Source organism: Pseudonocardia petroleophila, assembly GCF_014235185.1.
In the GTDB taxonomy this organism is placed as follows: Bacteria; Actinomycetota; Actinomycetes; order Mycobacteriales; family Pseudonocardiaceae; genus Pseudonocardia; species Pseudonocardia petroleophila.
The window spans coordinates 3,679,217-3,694,659 of sequence record NZ_CP060131.1 but is presented as its reverse complement, the minus strand read 5'-3'; the positions used below and the strand labels follow the sequence as shown (position 1 = coordinate 3,694,659).

Below are 15,443 nucleotides of genomic sequence, written 5' to 3'. Positions count from 1 at the left end.
CTGCGCCCGGCGCCGACGTCGTCAGACGTTCGCGCCGACCAGCGCGGCCGTGATCTCGCGCTCGTCCGCGTCGCCGAAGTGGTCTTCCATCTCCATCGGCGAGTAGTCCTCGTCGATCTCGTAGACGTCGCGGCCGCGCGCGCTCTCGATGGACTCCATCCGCCGGTTCACCTTGTCCAGCGCGTAGTCGCTCATCTCGTCGATGGAGATGCCGAACGGGGTCGTCTTGCCTTCCAGCTCGAACTGGTCGAACAGGGCGACGATGAGCTGCAGGGCGGGCGGCAGGAGCTCCTGCATGCGCTCGTCGACCACATCCCAGTTCTTGTCGTCGGCCGCGACATGGCGACGGCAGGTGAAGGTGCCCCAGGCCATGTGGCGACGCTCGTCGTCGCCGATGAGCTTCACCAGCCGTTGCATCCCGGGCAGGATGTCCCGGCTCGCACACACCTTCGCCCAGGCGTAGTAGCCGGTGAGCGCCAGGGTGCCCTCGACGACGTGGTTGTAGGTGACCGAGGCCCGGACCTGGTTGGCCGGGGTCGGGTCCGTCATCAGGGCGTACATCGACTTCGGCAGTTCCTGCTTGAAGATCGTGTCGTAGGCCGTGCTGTACTCGACGTGGCTGTGCAGGTCGGCGCTCTGCCCGATCGCGTCGAACCACAGCCGGAAGGCCTGCATGTGCTTGGCCTCCTCGAAGACGAACTGCGTGATGTACGCCTCGTCGGCGAGCCGGCCCTCGGCTGCCATCGCGTGTGCGAAGGGCTGCATGTCCTGGGTCACGGACTCCTCACCGGCCATGAACTGCGAGGCCAGGACCAGCGTCATCCGCTGCTCGTCCTCGGTCATCGCCTCGAAGTCGGCTTTGTCCTGCGAGAAGTCGATGTCCTCGGGGTTCCAGAACTTCTTGTTGCCCTTGCGGAACAGGCGCATCGAGAACGACTCCATGCGGAGACCGTCGTGGGACAGGCTGCCCCAGCCGTTGCGCTTGGTGTGCTCGATGATCCGGTCGATGGCCATGTCCGGTCTCCTTCGTCGTGGCGGTGTGTCGGTTCGGGTGCGGTCAGTAGCGGATGAGGCCGCGGATGTTGAGCCCCGCGCGCATGTCGTCGTAGCCCTGGTTGATCTCCTCCAGGCGGTACTCGCGCGTGATCAGCTCGTCGAGCTTGAGCTGGCCGGTGTTGTAGAGCTCCAGCAGCCGGGGGATGTCGTGCTGGGCGTTGGACGACCCGTAGAGCGCACCCTTGATCGTCTTCTCGTAGAGGGTCATCTCCAGCAGCGACGCGGTGATCGTCGACTCCTCCGGGTGCCCGATCGCGGTGATGACCACCCGGCCGCGCTTGCCCACGAGGGCCAGCGCCGCGCCGGTCTCCGCTCCTTCGGCGACACCGGTCGTCACGATGCAGGCGTCGGCGAGCTGACCGCGGGTGAGGCCGCTCACGATCTCCCACGCGGAGTCGGCGGACTCGGCGACGTGCGTGGCACCGAACTCGACGGCCCGCTGGCGCTTGTACTCCACCGGGTCGACCGCGACGATGTACCGGGCACCCGCGATGCGCGCACCCTGGATGGCGTTCATGCCGATGCCGCCGGCCCCGAGCACGACGACCGTGTCGCCCGCCCGTACCTCGGCCGAGCGCACCGCGCTGCCGTAGCCGGTGGTGACGCCGCACCCGATCAGCGCGGCCTTGTCCAGCGACGTGCCCTGGTCCACCTTCACGATGGAGGCGACCGGCACGACGGTGTACTCGGAGAACGTGCCGAGCAGGCACATCTGGCCGATGTCCTCGCCGCGGGCGTGGAAGCGGTAGCCGCCGTCGAGCTGCGGGCCCATCATGACGGCGCCGCCGAGGTCGCACAGGTTCGTCATGCCGCGGGCGCAGTACGAGCATCGTCCGCAGGACGGCAGGAACGTCAGGACGACCGAGTCGTCGACGTCCAGGTCCTCGACTCCGGCCCCCAGCTCGACTACCGTGCCCGCTCCTTCGTGCCCGCCCACCACGGGCAGCGGGAACGGGAGGTCACCGGTCACGAGGTGCTCGTCGGAGTGGCACAGGCCGCTCGCGGTCAGCTTGACCAGGACCTCGCCGGGACCGGGCGGATCGAGGTCGATCTCCTCGACCTCCCACTTCTGGCCCAAGCCCCAGAGCACTGCTGCCTTGGTCTTCATTGACTACTCCTCACCATCGAGATGCTGTGCACATAGTCACAACGATCTTCCGGTGCGTCACCGGGCCGGCCGCGCCAACGCTGGCCCGAGGGGGCCACCGCGAGCGGCGTCGACGGCAGCGCACGAACCGCGCGGGCCGCTACGATCTTCGCCATGTCATCGTCCAGCGGGCCCGTCCCGCACCGCTCCCGGGGCGCCATGCGGATCCCCGGAGCCCTCTGGTCCGCCGCTGTGGCGTGGATCGGACTCGCACTCGTCGAGCTCTACGCCGCAGCCGACTCACTCGCCGCGAACAGCGTCGACTCGGAGGCCGACCGGGTCGCCACGCAGCTGGGTCCCGACGCCGTGAGTGGTCCGCCCGCAGTCGCCTCGACCGCGGTGATCGCGATCCTGGCCGCGGTGTCGACGGTGGTGCTGACCGCTGCCCTGCTGTCCGGTCGCGGATGGGCCCGGTTCGTCCTCGTCGGGCTCGGGCTGTTCGTCGCAGTGGTCTTCGCCGTGGGCGGGACCTGGCATGCCGTTGCCGCGTTCGTCCTGGTGACGCTCGGCGCGTTCGCGACGGTTCTGCCGAGTTCGCACCGCTTCCTCGCCGTGCCGGATGCTCGCTGACCGCGACACCGCCCGATCCCGCCCGGACGACCTGATCGTCATCGCGGTCCGCATCGGCGTGGTGGCGACCCTGGCAGTGCTGGCCGTGCAGACCGATCCGGCGGTGCGCGCGCCGCTGGTCGCCGTGTTCGCCGTGGTCGCCGTCGCCGCGGTCTACGCGCTGCTGCTCGCCGCCGCCCGGCTGGCCCGCGGGAGCGGACCGAGGCCGATCGTGGTCTCGGGTACCGACGCCGTTCTCGCGCTGCTCGCCACCGCGTTGACCGGCGGTGCGGTGAGCCTCGCGGTCGCGGTGCTCCCCCTCGTGGTCATCGCCAACAGCCTGCGCACCGAGAGCCGGCGAGGCGAGCTGTTCGCGCTGCTCGTGGGCGGCGCGTACACCGGAGCCTGCGTCGTCGGCAGCCCGGCCACGACGACGTTCGCCACACAGGTCTCGGCGGGACTGTGGTGGACCTTCTACCTGGCGGCGGTGGCCACCCTGACCGGGGTGTTCGTGCGGCGACTCGACCGGCAGTACCGCGTGGTGGCCGAATCCCGCGCCGAGGTGATCGCCGAGCACCAGGCACTGGCCGAGGAACGCGACCTGCGCAGCAGGCTGCTCGACTCCCAGCAGGCGCGGCTCGACGGGCTGCGCGTGATCCTGCACGAGTTCCGCGCGCCGGTGTCCTCGCTCACCGCGCTCGCCCGGGCCGCCACCCGGCCGGGACCCGATCCGACGCTGGACCTGATCGCCGCGACCGCCGAGCACCTGCAGGACATGCTCGACGGGCTGGCTGAGGTGGCCTTGACCGGGGGTGGGGCGGTCGGCAGGGCCCGTGAGCGGTCCGTCCGCCTGCAGGATCTCGCCGTGACCGCTCTCGCCGGCGCGGGCCTGACCGAGGAACGCCGCTCGATCGTCGTCCGCCCCCCCGACGCCATGGTGAGGTGCGACCCGCAGCGGCTGCACCGCGTGATCGGCAACCTGGCCGGGAACGCCGCCCGGTACAGCGGGAGCCAACCGGTTGAGGTGTACCTCGCCCGGGATCGCGACGACCTGGTCGTGGAGATCCGCGACCGTGGGCCCGGCCTCTCGGCTGATCAGCTCGGCCAGGTCACGCAGAAGTACGTGAGTCTCGGAGACAGGCGGGGAACCGCGGGTCTGGGGTTGTGGATCGTCAGCGAGCTGACGACGTCGATGGGCGGGACGCTGACCCTGTCCGCACGTTCTGGGGGCGGACTTATCGCTCGGCTCGTCCTGCCCGTGCGGGGATAGTGACACGCGGCCGCCGCCGGTTCAGTCCTCCCAGTTCTGTCCCGGGTACTTCTCGGGCAGCAGACCCTCGCGGACCGCCCGCACCACGGTCTCCGCGCGGGTCGCCGTGCCGAGCTTGCGCATCACCCGCGAGAGGTACTCCTTGACCGTGTAGGACGACAGGTGCATTTCCTCCCCGATCTGCCGGTTGGTCATGCCGTCGGCGACCAGCGCCACGATCGAGAGCTCGTGCTCGGTGAACCGGAAGTTCGGGTCGCCGCCGAGGACCGCCTGGGCCAGTCGCGAGTCGATCACGAGATGTCCCTCGGCGACCCGCCGCAGCCCCGCGGACAGCTCGCCGCACGAGGAGTCCTTGAGGAAGAAGCCCTTCGCGCCGGCCTGCACCGCGGCCACCGCCGCGACCCGGTCCTCGAAACTGGTCAGCATCGCGATCCGGACGTCCGGACGCAGCCGGATCACGTCCTCGACCAGACCGATCCCGGAGCGACCGCCCAGCCGGAGATCGACGACGACCAGGTCGAGCCGGGTGTGCGCGGCCATCTCACCGGCCAGGAACTCCAGTGCGCCGTCCCCGTCGAGAAAAGCGCCGACGACATCGATGGCGTCCCGGGCGAGCGCCCGCTGCAGCCCCTCCAACACGAGTTCGTGGTCATCGACCAGTACCGCGGTGAGCCGACCCTCCTCGAAATACATCCGGGCGGGGTCCGTCGCCTGGCGCTGCGCCGGTCTGATCACCGCCGTCTCCCTTCGGGCCGTCCGACGGCCGCGGCAGACGGCTCGGTGGGTGTTCGCCCGCGCGTCACGCACGGTTCGCTCACAACAGGGTGGAGATGACACCGACGGAGATCAGGAGTACCCCGGCGACCTGGCAGGCCAGCGCCCCTCGGCGGTACACGACAACCCTGCGCCGGCGGTCCTCGGTGGTCAACGTCAGCGGCAGCAGGCTCGCGGCGTTGCGCCGCCCCCACACCCCGACCAGGAGCACGGCGGCCCCCAGCACCACCGTCCCCACCAGGTTGACGATCACAACACTCACCGTGGCACCTCCGTGCCGTCGGCGGGCGTCGGCGACCCGAACGTCGGCGCGGCGTCGGGATCGGCCGGGCGGAAGTCGTCGGCGTAGACCACGTCGGCGTCCCGCACCTGCTGGGCGATCCAGTCCTGCCAGATCGCCAGGCTGCGCTCGATCTCCAGGGCCTGCCGCAGCCCGTCGGCGACCTGCTCGAAGGAGGCGGGGACGAAGGGGGTCAGCGCATCCACCCGCCCGACGTTCCACCCGAACTGGCCCTGCACCGGCCCGTACAGCTCGCCGGGCGCCACCGCGAACGCCGCGTCGCCCACCGGCCCCTCCAGCTCGTCTCGCGCGAGGTCGCCCAGCAGCCCGCCTGCGCCACGAGTGCTCTCGTCCCGGCTGCGGTCGGCGGCCACCTGCTCGAACGCGACTCCACCGCGGATCTCGTCGGCGGCGGCGCGGGCCTGCTCCTCGGACTCCACGACGATGTTGCGCAGCGTCCGTCGTTCGGGGGTGCCGAGGGTGTTCTGCCGCTCGGCGTAGGCGGCGCGCAACTCCTCGTCGGTCACGGTGATCGGGCCGACGACGTCCTGCATCAGCAGCCCGACCGTCATCTGCCGCCGGATCTCGTCGAGTACCGCCTGCTCCGAGGTGCCGACGTTGCCCAGCGCCCGCACGAACGCGTCCCGGCCGCCGGGGCCGAACTGTTCCTCGATGTAGCGGTCGCGAGTGTCGGCGACCTGCTTGTCGGCGACGATCAGCCCACGCGCCAGTGCCTCGCGGTCGAGGATGTCGCTGAGCACGACCGACTTGGCCACGTCCCGCCGGAAACCGTCCGCGGCCGCGGGGTCCTCGGGGGCCTGCACTCCGTAGAGCGCCTGGAGCGCGACGATCCGCTCGTCGAGCTGTTCGACGGTGACGGTGCGGCCGTCGAGCCGGTATGCGGCATCGGCGGGCAACGCGGAAGCCTGCCACCACACCGCGCTCGCACCGGCGGCCACGAGAGCCAGGACCACGGCAGCGGCGACCGCGCGACCGGCCCATGTGGTGGGCAGCCGGAGCCCGCGCCGATGCGGCCCGGTCCCCGTGCGGTCCGCAGACTCGCTGTCCTCCGCAGACTCGCTGTCCTCCGCAGACTCGCTGTCCTCCGCAGACTCGCTGTCCTCCGCAGACTCGCTGTCCTCCGCAGACTCGCTGTCCTCCGCCTCGCCGGGGCCGGCGCTCCCCGTGCGGGCGGGCGGCTCGGCGCCATCGGACTCGCCGGCGTCGAGGGCGGGATCGTCACCGTCTGCGGTACCGCCCGGCGCCGGTTCGGCGTCGTCGCCGCCATCCGGTGCCGGCCCGCCCTCGCCCGCCACCTCGGGCGAGCCTGATGAGCTGTTCCCCTCGGCCGCCGGTGACTCCGGCGTGGCGTCCGCATCCGGTGTCCGCACTCCTGTGACGTCGACGTCTTCCGCGCCCTGCTGGCTCATCACTTCACTCCCACGAGACGGCGGTCACGGTCCACGGTGTTCAACGGCTCGGCCGGCCCCGAGATGCGGGCCAGCCATACGACGAACACCGCCGAACCCATCGCGACACCCACCGACACCGCGAGCAGCAGCCCGAACTGGGCCACCACCGACAACTTGGAGAACATCAGGACGGCGTAGCCGGTGGCCGACGCGGCGGCCGCGAGCAGCACCGCGCGGTGCAGCGATCGGTCGTTGCGCCGCGCCGCCTCCGCGGCCAGCACCGTGAACTCGCAGCCGACGGCCGCGGTGAGCGACCCGATCGCGATCGTGACCGGTGTCAGCCCGATTCCGGCGACCCATACCGCCGCCAGGCCCCATCCGGTCGCCAGCGCGGCTGCGATCACGGCGAGCGCAGCGTCGGAGCGCTTTCGCAGACCGAGCGCGAGGACCAGCCCGGCGACGACGATTCCCAGCACGTTCGCCAGGTACCGGTCCGCGGAGATCGTCTCGTAGGACCCCACGGCCACCATCGGCAGGCCGGTCAGCTCGACCTGCATGCCCGCTGGAGGCGGCGGGAGCACCGAACGCACGGACTCCCGCAGGTCCAGCAACTGCTCCGCATCGTCGAGCCGGGTTCCGAAGGTGATGACTGCGAGCGAGCGATCCGAGTTGATCACGCTACCGGTCAGGTAACGCGGCAGTAGCCGCAGCGCCGAGGTGAGCTGGCCGTCGGTCGGTGTCTCGCCGAGAAAGCCCAGCAGGCCAGGCGGCGAGATGATCGGCCGCAGCCGGTCCCCCTCGACGGTGATCACCGCCTCCTCGGCGGCACGCATCCACTCCAGGGCCTCCGGGGTCGCCGCTCCACCGCCGGACAGCAGGATCGTGAACTCCCCGCTCGACCCGAGCAGGTCCTCGACGTGCTCGGCGTCGTCGACGACGGACAGGCCTCCGGCGAAACTCTGCAGGTCCGCGCGCAAGGGCAGATCGGCGAGTGCGAACCAGCCCGCCCCGGCGAGCACCACGGCGGCGGCTCCGGCGACGATCCGGGTCCGCATTGAGCCCCGCGGCGCCGGCGTGTGCGCCGGTTCCGGCTCCGCCGCGGCGGGGACCGACCGCCGCCAGGTCACCGCCACGCCGGTGATTACGGCGACGGAGATGCCCACGGCGAGCGTGACCCCGAGATCACGCACGGTCGGGATCGGGCTGACCGCCAGGGCTCCGAAGCTCGCGGCCGTGGCCGCTCCGACGACCAGCACCAGTCGGCGCGACGCACCGGTGGTGAGGTAGGTGGTGAAGTCGCTTCCGACGCCGATCAGTACCGGCAGGAAGGCGATGACCCCCAACGACAGCGGGCGGTCGACCCAGCCGAAGATCCCCAGGGTGATCACGGTGCCCACCGCGGTGGCCGCCAGCGGCAGCACCCGGTGTCGCCGCTCTGTCCAGCGTACGGCGAGGAACCAGGCCCCGACCGCCAGTAGGGCGATGCCCCCGAGCAAGGGGACCTCGGTGCGGACCCGGTCGCCCAGTGCGGCCGCGACGGCCGGGACCCCGGACACGGTGACCCGCTCGGTGTCCAGGCCCGACGCCGTGACCGCGCCCCGGACGTCGGCGACCAGTCGTTCCACGCCAGCCTGATCCAGATTCTGGCGGGGCCTGACGAGCACCGCGACCGCTGAGGCCTCCGGCACCACGAATCTCCACTGCGGGCGCGGCTCGCCGCCGTCGCCGAAGATCACCGAGTTGACGAACTCGTCGTTGCGCAGCGTGGGCAGTCCGCCGGGCAGCCCCTGCACGATGAGCGTCCCGTAGCGCTGGTCGAACTCGGCCACGGCGGCCGCCGCGGCGGCCTGGGCCGCTGCGTCGGTCCCGCCCTCGGCGGTGACCCGCTCGGCCGCGGCCGCACGCACCCCGTCGCGGTAGCCCGACAGCTCGGCGAGTAGCTCCTGCGCCCGGCCGGCCACCTGGTTGAGCACCGTGGCCGGGCCGTAGACCGCGGCCACGTCCGGGGTGCGGGCCAGCTGCCCCTCCAACTTGAGCAGGGCGGGCAACGCGTCGCCGGAGAGCAGCTGCCGCGGCTGTGCGGACTCCAGCAGCACCACGACGGGGTCACCGCCGAACGACGACCCGACCTCGGTGAGCGCGACGGCGGCGGGGTCGTCGGGCACGACGACGGAGTTCACGCCGGTGTCGACGCGGAGTCTCAGCAGGCCCAGCAACACCGCGCCGACCAGGCCCACCACCAGCAGCCCGGCCACCCACCGGCGCCATCCGATCCGCACCACCCGCCGAGGAAGCGATGGCCCCGACCCGCGACGGCCGGTCGCGCCGCCTCCGGGCTCCTGCTCGCCTTGCCCTGTCACCCTGCCGGCCTCGTCACCGTCATCGCGCCATCCTCCTCGTCACACAGATGACGATGGCCCGGGGGTGCCCGGGCCATCGTCGGTGGGTCTTTCCCGTCAGTTCTCCGGGACGGGGTCCCGCTCGACCCGCGGGTACTCACCTTCGAAGGACCGCTGCGGGTCGGAGTTGCCGCCCGCCTCGGGGTACGGGTTGTACTTCTCCAGCGGACCGAACTGGGTGTTCAGCGGCTGGTTCACCGACTTCTCGTTGACGACGACGAAGGCGCGCAGCGCCGTCCCGTTCCCGTCAGCCGACACTCCGAGGGTCTGGGACAGCCCGGCGAACCACAGCGCCGTGTCCTTGCCGTAGGGGCGCAGGTAGGCCAGAGCCGGGTTCAGGTCCGACAGGTTGACCTGCAACGTCGGGATGAGATCCCGGGTCACGTCGGTGAAGCCGCCCACCCGGCTCAGGGTGTCCGGGGCTCGTTCGAGAGTGGTGTCGAGCGAGGGCAGCAGACCCCGGAGGTCCGCCGATGTCGCCGGCAGTTCGGCCAGCGCAGCGGACAGGTCCGGCGCGGCGGCCTCCAGGTTCGCCGCCACCGGGGCCAGCGAGCCGGCGAGCGTCTTCAGACTGCCGCTGGCGTTCTGCGCGGTGTCCAGCACGCCCGGCAGCTCACGCAGCACGGCCTCGAGATCGGTCCGGTTGTCGGTCACCACCTGGGTGATCCGGTCGGTGTCGCGGACCAGGCCGGTGATCCGGCCCTGCCCGGTGTCGAGCGCCTGCAACAGGGCGGTCGTGTTGCCGGTGACCTCGACGAGGTCCTGCGACTGGGCAGCCAGCGCGTCGAGGGCGCTGCCGCCCTCACGACCCAGCGCGCCGAGCCCGGCCACGGCGTCGGCGATGTCCTCGCGGGACCCGTCGGTGACCACCGCCGCGGATCGGATGGTACGGCCCAGCGCGTCCCGGGTGGGCTGGTCGAGGCTGGTCAGCACGTCGTCGAGCTGGACGCTCGACCGGGCGGCGCTGCGCGGCAGGATCGAGTCCCTGGCGATCTCCGCGCCGGAGCCGTCGGCGACGTCGGCATAGGACTCCTCCACCAGCGTCTTGTTGCGGATCGTCACCGTGACGCCCTCGTGCAGCGGCCCGGCGCCGTCGTCGAGGTCCAGGGTGACGACCGCGGAGCCGTCCTCCACCTCGACGGTCTGCACCCGGCCGATCACGACACCGGCCTGCCGGACGTCGGACTGCGGCACCAGGTTGTCCACGTCGTCCATCGCCAGCGACACGCGGTAGCCGGCCTGCGAGATGCCGGGGATGGTGCCGCCGGAGTTGAGCCAGAGGAATCCGAAGATGAATGCCGAGAGACCCACGAATGCCGCGACGACGAGGGTCCGCAGGATCGGCACCATGAACAGAGGTATGCGCATGTCCGGCACCTATCGCGGGGTCGGGGTCGCGAGACCCTGGAGCGGAAGCGGGAGCGTGGTCGGCGACACCTGCAGCAGGCCGCGCAGGATCCCCCGGTTGGCGTCGCGCAGGCTGGTCACCGAGTTCGTGTTGTAGACGAAGGCCTGTAGGTCGGTCAGGTACGGGACCAGGCCCGCGGTGACCGGTTCCAGCCGCTCGGAGATGGGCACCAGGTCGTCCAGGCTGGCGTTCAGGTCGCCCACCACGGGCCGCAGGTCACCGACCACCGGTCGGGCCGCCGCGATCACCGGGGTGAGGGTGTCCAGAGTCGTGTCCAGCCGCTCGACGGAGTCGTTCGTGCGGGAGAGCGCCCCGGGCAGCACCTCGGTGGCCTCCCGGAGGTTGACCAGCGCAGGATCGAGCTCACCGGCCAGCTCGCTCACGCCCTGCGTCGCCGCACGCAGCTGGGCGTCGAGGTCCGGCAGCTGGGCGAGCGCGTCGTCCAACGGCTCACTCTGCCCGGCCACGGTGGTCAGGGTCGTCTGTAGGCTCGCGGCCAGGCGTGAGATCCGCTCGTCGTCGCGGCCCAACGCCGAGGAGATCTGGCTCAGCGCGGTGACCAGCCGGGCGATCTTGTCTCGGCGCGCGTCCAGCTCGGCCACCACCGGCTGCAGATCGGTGAGCACCGCGTCCGCGCCGCGCAACCCGTCGGGCAGCGTGGCGGGCGCGTTGACCAGCGCCGTGTCGGACTCCGACAGCAGGGAGGTGAGGGCATAGCGGGCGTTGTCGTCCAGGTAGCCGGTCACCTCGTCGATCTGCACCGGCTCCGAGGACTGCCCGACGGGCAGCACCGCGCCGTCCTCCAGCGGGACGCCGGGCGGGCCTCCCGGGCTGACCTCGACGTACATCTCGTTGAGCGGGCTCTTGGGTCGCAGGACGACCCGCGCGTTGTCGAAGACCGGGTAGTCGGCCGACACCGCGAGGGTGAGCACCGCGTCACCGTCGTCGGACACCCGCGCCTCGCGGATGTCGCCGACAGCCACGCCGGCGATCCGCACCTCCTGCCCGTTGCCGGGACTGATCGCCGGCGTGGCCTCGAACGTGGCTTCAAAGACCAGGTCGTTCTGCCACGGCGGGTTGAACCGCTGCTGGCTCAGGATGTAGCCGCCAACCCCTAGGCCGAGCACGATCAGCGCGGCCATGATCACGATGTTGCGGAACAGACCCGGTTCGCTGCGTGCGTGGGACCACATCCGGGCGAGCCGCCCCTGTGAGCGGCGCGTGGTGCTCATCGCTGGATCTCCTGGAACTGGGCGAGGTTGGCGAACAGCTGCTCGACGCTGACGCCGGGCAGCCCAGCGATGCTGCCGCCGTTGACCCCGGGGTTGAAGCCGATGACCGCACCGTTCTCGTCGGTGAGGGCCGAGGCGCTGTCGAGGTTGGTGACCATGTAGGCCAGCTCGGTGTAGAACGGGTTGTCGCCGCCACCGCCCTCGTAGGGGCCGGTCCCGTCGAAGCCGGAGTTGATGGTGTCCAGCACCGGGCCGTTCACCCGGTCGAGCACGGGGCCCTCCAGGTTGTCCAGCACGGTGGTGAGGTCCTGCGTGGCCGGGACGAGATCGTCGACCAGCGGGCGGGCGTCCACGAGCAGGCCGCGCAGGTCGGCGACCACCGGTCGGGCCTCCTCCAGGACGGGCTCGGCCGTTTCGAGCAGCTCGTCGAGCTCCTCCACGACCGGTAGCGCCGGTCCCGCCGTGTCCCGCAGCTCGGCCAGTGTCCCGTCGAGGTCGCGCAGGCCGGCGTTGGCGATGCGCAGCGTCTCGGGCGTGTTGCGCAGGGACGCGGCGATGTCACCGCCACGCCGGTCGAGCACGCCGGAGAGCGCCTCCAACCCGGTGACGACGTCGTCGAGCTGGCCGTTGTTCTCCGACAGCGCGCGCGACGCGGACTCCAGTCCCTGAACGAGCTCGGTCAGATCGACCTCCGGCCGGGTGCCGCGCACGGCCTGCAGCACCCCGCCGGCCGGACCGAGGGTGTCGGGGGCGGTCCGCGCGAGATCCTGCAGTGCCTCTGACCCACCCTGGGACAGGGTGTCGTCGAGGTAGCCGGTGCTGCGCTGCAGCCCGAGGAGGGCATCCGGCTGCAGTGCCGCCGCCACCCGGTCCAGTTCGACCGGTACCTCGGTGCGGTCGATCGGGATGTCGCCCTGCAGCTCGCCCCGGTCGCCGCCGGGAGAGAGCTCCAGGTAGTAGTTGCCGCCGAGCAGGGTGGTGGCGCGGATCTCGGCGCTCGGAGCGGAGCCGAGTTTATCCTTCTCCCCCGGGTCGAGCTTCATCTCGACCAGCGCTGAGCCGTCGTCCGCGCGCTCGACCCCGGTGACCACGCCGACCGGCACCCCGGCGATCTTGACCGGGGTCTGGTAGGCGCGCATCCGGTAGTCCTGGCTGAAGTTCGCCCGGATCGTGTCACCGGGGCTGAGCCAGGTGAGGATCTGCGCCTTGCTGAACAGCGCCACACCCAGAAGAAGCAGGACGATGGTGACCAGGATGCCGATACCGGCAGGCGACAGCGTCCGGCGGCTGCGGAACGTGGTGGCGGTCATCAGTTCCGGCCCCCCAGCAGCGGGAGCGGCTGGCGGTCGGTCTCGAGCTCACCGGGCTCCGGGTCCCCGTTGCGGGCGACCGTCGGGTCCTCGACCGGCAGCACACCGGACACCGATTCCGCCGACACGATCGGGAAGAAGCGCAGCCAGTGGCCCGCCGCGTCACCGTCGTTGAGCGCGCTCGTCGCGTTGGTGAAGAACTGCGAGATCTCCGGGGAGAACGGAGCGGCATCGGCCAGCAGTGGCGCGGCCTCCCGCAGCGTCTGCACCAGCCTGGGGGTCAGCGGCCGGGCGTCGGACATCAGGGCGGTCAGGTCTCCCAGCGCAGGCTCCGCCACGTCGGCGACGCCCGGCACCCGGTCGAGCGGTCCGACGCCTTCACGCAGCACGCCCCGCACATCCGGGGTGGCCAGGCCGAGCGCCTCCGCGCCCGGCCGCAGGTCGGTGACCGCCACCCGGGTGTCCGCGAGCGGGCCGTTGAGTGTGTCCAGCGCGGAACGCACGTCCCGCAGGGTTCCCGGAGCCTTCTGCAGGATCTGCTCGAACGGCGCGGCGTCGTCCACAGCGACGGCGTCGAGCGTGGTGCTGAGGTTCGTCATGAGGGAGGCGATTTCCTGTTCGCGGCCCTCGAAGCGGCCGGCGAGGGTCTCGGCCGACCGCAGCAGGCCGACCAGGTCGGCGCCGTCGTCGGTACTCAACGACCGGGACACCGTGCCCAGGTCGGGAAGCAGGTCGGGGGAGGTGCGGAAGGCGTCGGCCAGGTCGTCGGATCGGCCGGCGAGGCCGCCGCCGAGCTCGCGCAGCGTCGATCCCAGTGCCGTGCGGGTCGGCTGGTCGAACACGTTGAACAGGTCACTGACCTCCTGCGCGCCGCGGGTGACGCGCTTGGGGATGACCTCGTCCTCGCCGAGCGGCCCGGCGCTCTCGCTGCCGGGATCGAGGTCGACGAACTTCTGGCCCAGTGCCGACCGGGCGCCGACCGATGCGGTCGCCGCGCTGGAGTCGCGGTAGATAGGGCGGTCCCCGTCCAGCTTCAGCACGGCGACCGCGCCCAGTGCCTCGGAGTACTCGATGGAGTCGACCGTGCCGACCCGGGCGCTGGCGATCCGGACGTCGTCACCGCGGCGCAGGGCGCCGACGTCGTCGAACGAGGCCCGGACCATCGTCACGGTCGCGCCGGGGATCCCGTACTGCGCCGAGAATGCGAACACCACGGAGGCGACGAACAGGACCACGACCGTGATACCGATGAACAGGGCCGAACCGCGGGAGTTGAAGGCCTTCTGGAGGAGTCTCACGAGCCGCCTCCCAGTAGCGAGCCGAGCATGCCACTCTCCTGTTCAGGGGTCAGTCCGGTGGCACCGTCGTCGTCCGGGCCGGGCGCTTCCAGCAACGAGCCACCGGCCGGGGGGCTGGTCGACGTGCCGGGTACGTCGCTGCCGGGCTGCTCACCACCGATCAGCGGCGGGGTGCCGAACAGCGGCGGGACGGGCAGGGCCTGCGGCAGGAAGTTCGTCACCGTGTCCTGGTTGACGATGATGTGCGCCCGGAAGTAGTGCGAGATCCCGTCGTAGCCGTTGGTGGTCAGTGCCCAGTAGCGGACGAAGTTCAGGACGTTGTCGAGGTTGGCGGTGAGGTCCTCGACCAGTGGGCGGGCCGAGGACGAGGCCGTGCGCAGGTCGGGTGAGGCCGTGCGCAGGTCGGCCGCGACCGGCTGGGCCTCCTCCAGGAGCTTGCGGGCCTCCTGCAGCACCGGGTCGGCCTGGGCCAGCGCCGGGTCGAGCGAGTCGGCGAAGGTCCGCAGCTCGCCGGAGATCTCCGTGAGGTCATCGGTGACCGGGCGCAGCGAGCGCAGCGTCGGGGTCGTCTGCTCGGCGGTGCCGGCGAGCTCGTCCAGGGTGGTCCGCGCGGAGCGCAGCGCCCCAGGCAGCTCGGCCAGGGTCTGGTCGAGTGCCTCCTGTTGACGAGTGCTCGCCGCCAGCAGCCGGTCGGCGGAGGCCACCAGCTGGTCCAGCGACGCGCCCCCGTCGGCGGCCAACGCCCCGGCCACCGGCTCGACCTGGTCGACCAGGGAACCGAGCAGGACGTTCTGGTCCTCCAGGACGGACGTCAGCCCCTCCGTGTCGCGCAGCGCCGGGGCCAGCGCCTGCAGCGCGGCATCGACGTTGCCACCGTTGTCGCGCAGCCCGTCACCGAGCGTGGTGACCAGGAAGGCCAGCGACTCGCCGGTCGGTTCGTCGACGGTGTTGAGGATCTCGTCGAGGTCGACGTTCGTACCGGTCCGGTGGCGCGGGATGACGTCCCCGGCGGCCATCTCGGCCGTACCGGGTGTGCCCCGCTCGAGGTCCACGTATCGCTCGCCGAGGAGGCTGATCGGCCGGATGGTGGCCGTCGCGTCCCGGTAGAGCGGCAGCGCCGAGGGGTCGAGGTCGAGCACCACGTCGGCGTGGTCGCCGTCGATGATCGTGTCCTGCACCTCGCCGATCACCACACCGTCGACCTTGACCTCGTTGCGCGTGAGCAGCGGGCCGGCCGAGTCGAACTCGGCCACCACGATCATGCCCCGGGCCGACGGGTTCTCCGTGGCCATGCCACTCATCGCACCG

Annotated in this window: 13 protein-coding genes; 2 read left to right on the top strand and 11 right to left on the bottom strand. The window is 71.5% G+C overall.

Annotated elements, in window-relative coordinates; all coding sequences use genetic code 11:
- Positions 1-21: 21 nt before the first annotated feature.
- Complete coding sequence (locus H6H00_RS18455) at positions 22-1,014, bottom strand: R2-like ligand-binding oxidase (RefSeq protein ID WP_185716993.1); 993 nt, start codon at positions 1,012-1,014, stop codon at positions 22-24.
- A gap of 43 nt (positions 1,015-1,057) precedes the next feature.
- Positions 1,058-2,164: an NDMA-dependent alcohol dehydrogenase gene (locus tag H6H00_RS18450; RefSeq protein ID WP_185716992.1), complete on the bottom strand. Its 1,107-nt coding sequence runs from the start codon at positions 2,162-2,164 to the stop codon at positions 1,058-1,060.
- Positions 2,165-2,317: 153 nt separating this feature from the next.
- Here H6H00_RS18450 and H6H00_RS18445 point away from each other — a divergent pair, with 153 nt between their 5' ends.
- Both H6H00_RS18445 and H6H00_RS18440 read left to right on the top strand, forming a co-directional pair.
- Positions 2,318-2,773 carry a hypothetical protein gene (locus H6H00_RS18445; RefSeq protein WP_185716991.1) on the top strand — a complete coding sequence of 152 codons (456 nt, stop codon included), beginning with the start codon at positions 2,318-2,320 and terminating at the stop codon, positions 2,771-2,773.
- On the top strand, positions 2,763-4,022 hold the full coding sequence (locus H6H00_RS18440; protein ID WP_185716990.1) for a sensor histidine kinase: 1,260 nt from the start codon (positions 2,763-2,765) through the stop codon (positions 4,020-4,022). The genes H6H00_RS18445 and H6H00_RS18440 overlap by 11 nt, the downstream gene beginning before the upstream one ends.
- Before the next feature lie 21 nt (positions 4,023-4,043).
- Here H6H00_RS18440 and H6H00_RS18435 read toward each other — a convergent pair whose 3' ends face one another.
- The 9 genes from H6H00_RS18435 to H6H00_RS18395 all read right to left on the bottom strand — a co-directional run bounded on the left by H6H00_RS18435 (position 4,044) and on the right by H6H00_RS18395 (position 15,427).
- The gene (locus tag H6H00_RS18435) at positions 4,044-4,757 is read right to left on the bottom strand and encodes a response regulator transcription factor (protein WP_185716989.1); all 714 of its coding nucleotides are present in this window, start codon (positions 4,755-4,757) and stop codon (positions 4,044-4,046) included.
- A 79-nt stretch (positions 4,758-4,836) separates the two neighbouring features.
- On the bottom strand, positions 4,837-5,058 hold the full coding sequence (locus tag H6H00_RS18430; RefSeq protein ID WP_185716988.1) for a hypothetical protein: 222 nt from the start codon (positions 5,056-5,058) through the stop codon (positions 4,837-4,839).
- Positions 5,055-6,506: a peptidylprolyl isomerase gene (locus H6H00_RS18425; RefSeq protein ID WP_255425250.1), complete on the bottom strand. Its 1,452-nt coding sequence runs from the start codon at positions 6,504-6,506 to the stop codon at positions 5,055-5,057. The genes H6H00_RS18430 and H6H00_RS18425 overlap by 4 nt, the downstream gene beginning before the upstream one ends.
- Positions 6,506-8,770 (bottom strand): MMPL family transporter, encoded by a 2,265-nt coding sequence (locus tag H6H00_RS18420; RefSeq protein WP_255425249.1) that lies wholly within the window; start codon positions 8,768-8,770, stop codon positions 6,506-6,508. Before H6H00_RS18420 ends, H6H00_RS18425 begins: the two co-directional genes overlap by 1 nt.
- A 174-nt stretch (positions 8,771-8,944) precedes the next feature.
- On the bottom strand, positions 8,945-10,255 hold the full coding sequence (locus H6H00_RS18415; protein WP_185722531.1) for an MlaD family protein: 1,311 nt from the start codon (positions 10,253-10,255) through the stop codon (positions 8,945-8,947).
- A 9-nt stretch (positions 10,256-10,264) separates the two neighbouring features.
- Positions 10,265-11,527 carry an MlaD family protein gene (locus H6H00_RS18410; RefSeq protein WP_185716986.1) on the bottom strand — a complete coding sequence of 421 codons (1,263 nt, stop codon included), beginning with the start codon at positions 11,525-11,527 and terminating at the stop codon, positions 10,265-10,267.
- Positions 11,524-12,837, bottom strand: coding sequence for an MlaD family protein (locus H6H00_RS18405; protein ID WP_185716985.1), 1,314 nt, complete (start codon positions 12,835-12,837; stop codon positions 11,524-11,526). The genes H6H00_RS18410 and H6H00_RS18405 overlap by 4 nt, the downstream gene beginning before the upstream one ends.
- On the bottom strand, positions 12,837-14,135 hold the full coding sequence (locus H6H00_RS18400; RefSeq protein WP_185716984.1) for an MlaD family protein: 1,299 nt from the start codon (positions 14,133-14,135) through the stop codon (positions 12,837-12,839). Before H6H00_RS18400 ends, H6H00_RS18405 begins: the two co-directional genes overlap by 1 nt.
- Positions 14,132-15,427: an MlaD family protein gene (locus tag H6H00_RS18395; RefSeq protein ID WP_255425248.1), complete on the bottom strand. Its 1,296-nt coding sequence runs from the start codon at positions 15,425-15,427 to the stop codon at positions 14,132-14,134. Before H6H00_RS18395 ends, H6H00_RS18400 begins: the two co-directional genes overlap by 4 nt.
- Positions 15,428-15,443 lie beyond the last annotated feature (16 nt).

Coding starts and splice junctions, on each gene's coding strand:
- H6H00_RS18405 (WP_185716985.1), bottom strand. CDS start 12,837: ATGACCGCCACCACGTTCCGCAGCCGCCGGACGCTGTCGCCTGCCGGT.
- H6H00_RS18445 (WP_185716991.1), top strand. CDS start 2,318: ATGTCATCGTCCAGCGGGCCCGTCCCGCACCGCTCCCGGGGCGCCATG.
- H6H00_RS18450 (WP_185716992.1), bottom strand. CDS start 2,164: ATGAAGACCAAGGCAGCAGTGCTCTGGGGCTTGGGCCAGAAGTGGGAG.
- H6H00_RS18455 (WP_185716993.1), bottom strand. CDS start 1,014: ATGGCCATCGACCGGATCATCGAGCACACCAAGCGCAACGGCTGGGGC.
- H6H00_RS18425 (WP_255425250.1), bottom strand. CDS start 6,506: ATGAGCCAGCAGGGCGCGGAAGACGTCGACGTCACAGGAGTGCGGACA.
- H6H00_RS18415 (WP_185722531.1), bottom strand. CDS start 10,255: ATGCGCATACCTCTGTTCATGGTGCCGATCCTGCGGACCCTCGTCGTC.
- H6H00_RS18440 (WP_185716990.1), top strand. CDS start 2,763: ATGCTCGCTGACCGCGACACCGCCCGATCCCGCCCGGACGACCTGATC.
- H6H00_RS18395 (WP_255425248.1), bottom strand. CDS start 15,427: ATGGCCACGGAGAACCCGTCGGCCCGGGGCATGATCGTGGTGGCCGAG.
- H6H00_RS18410 (WP_185716986.1), bottom strand. CDS start 11,527: ATGAGCACCACGCGCCGCTCACAGGGGCGGCTCGCCCGGATGTGGTCC.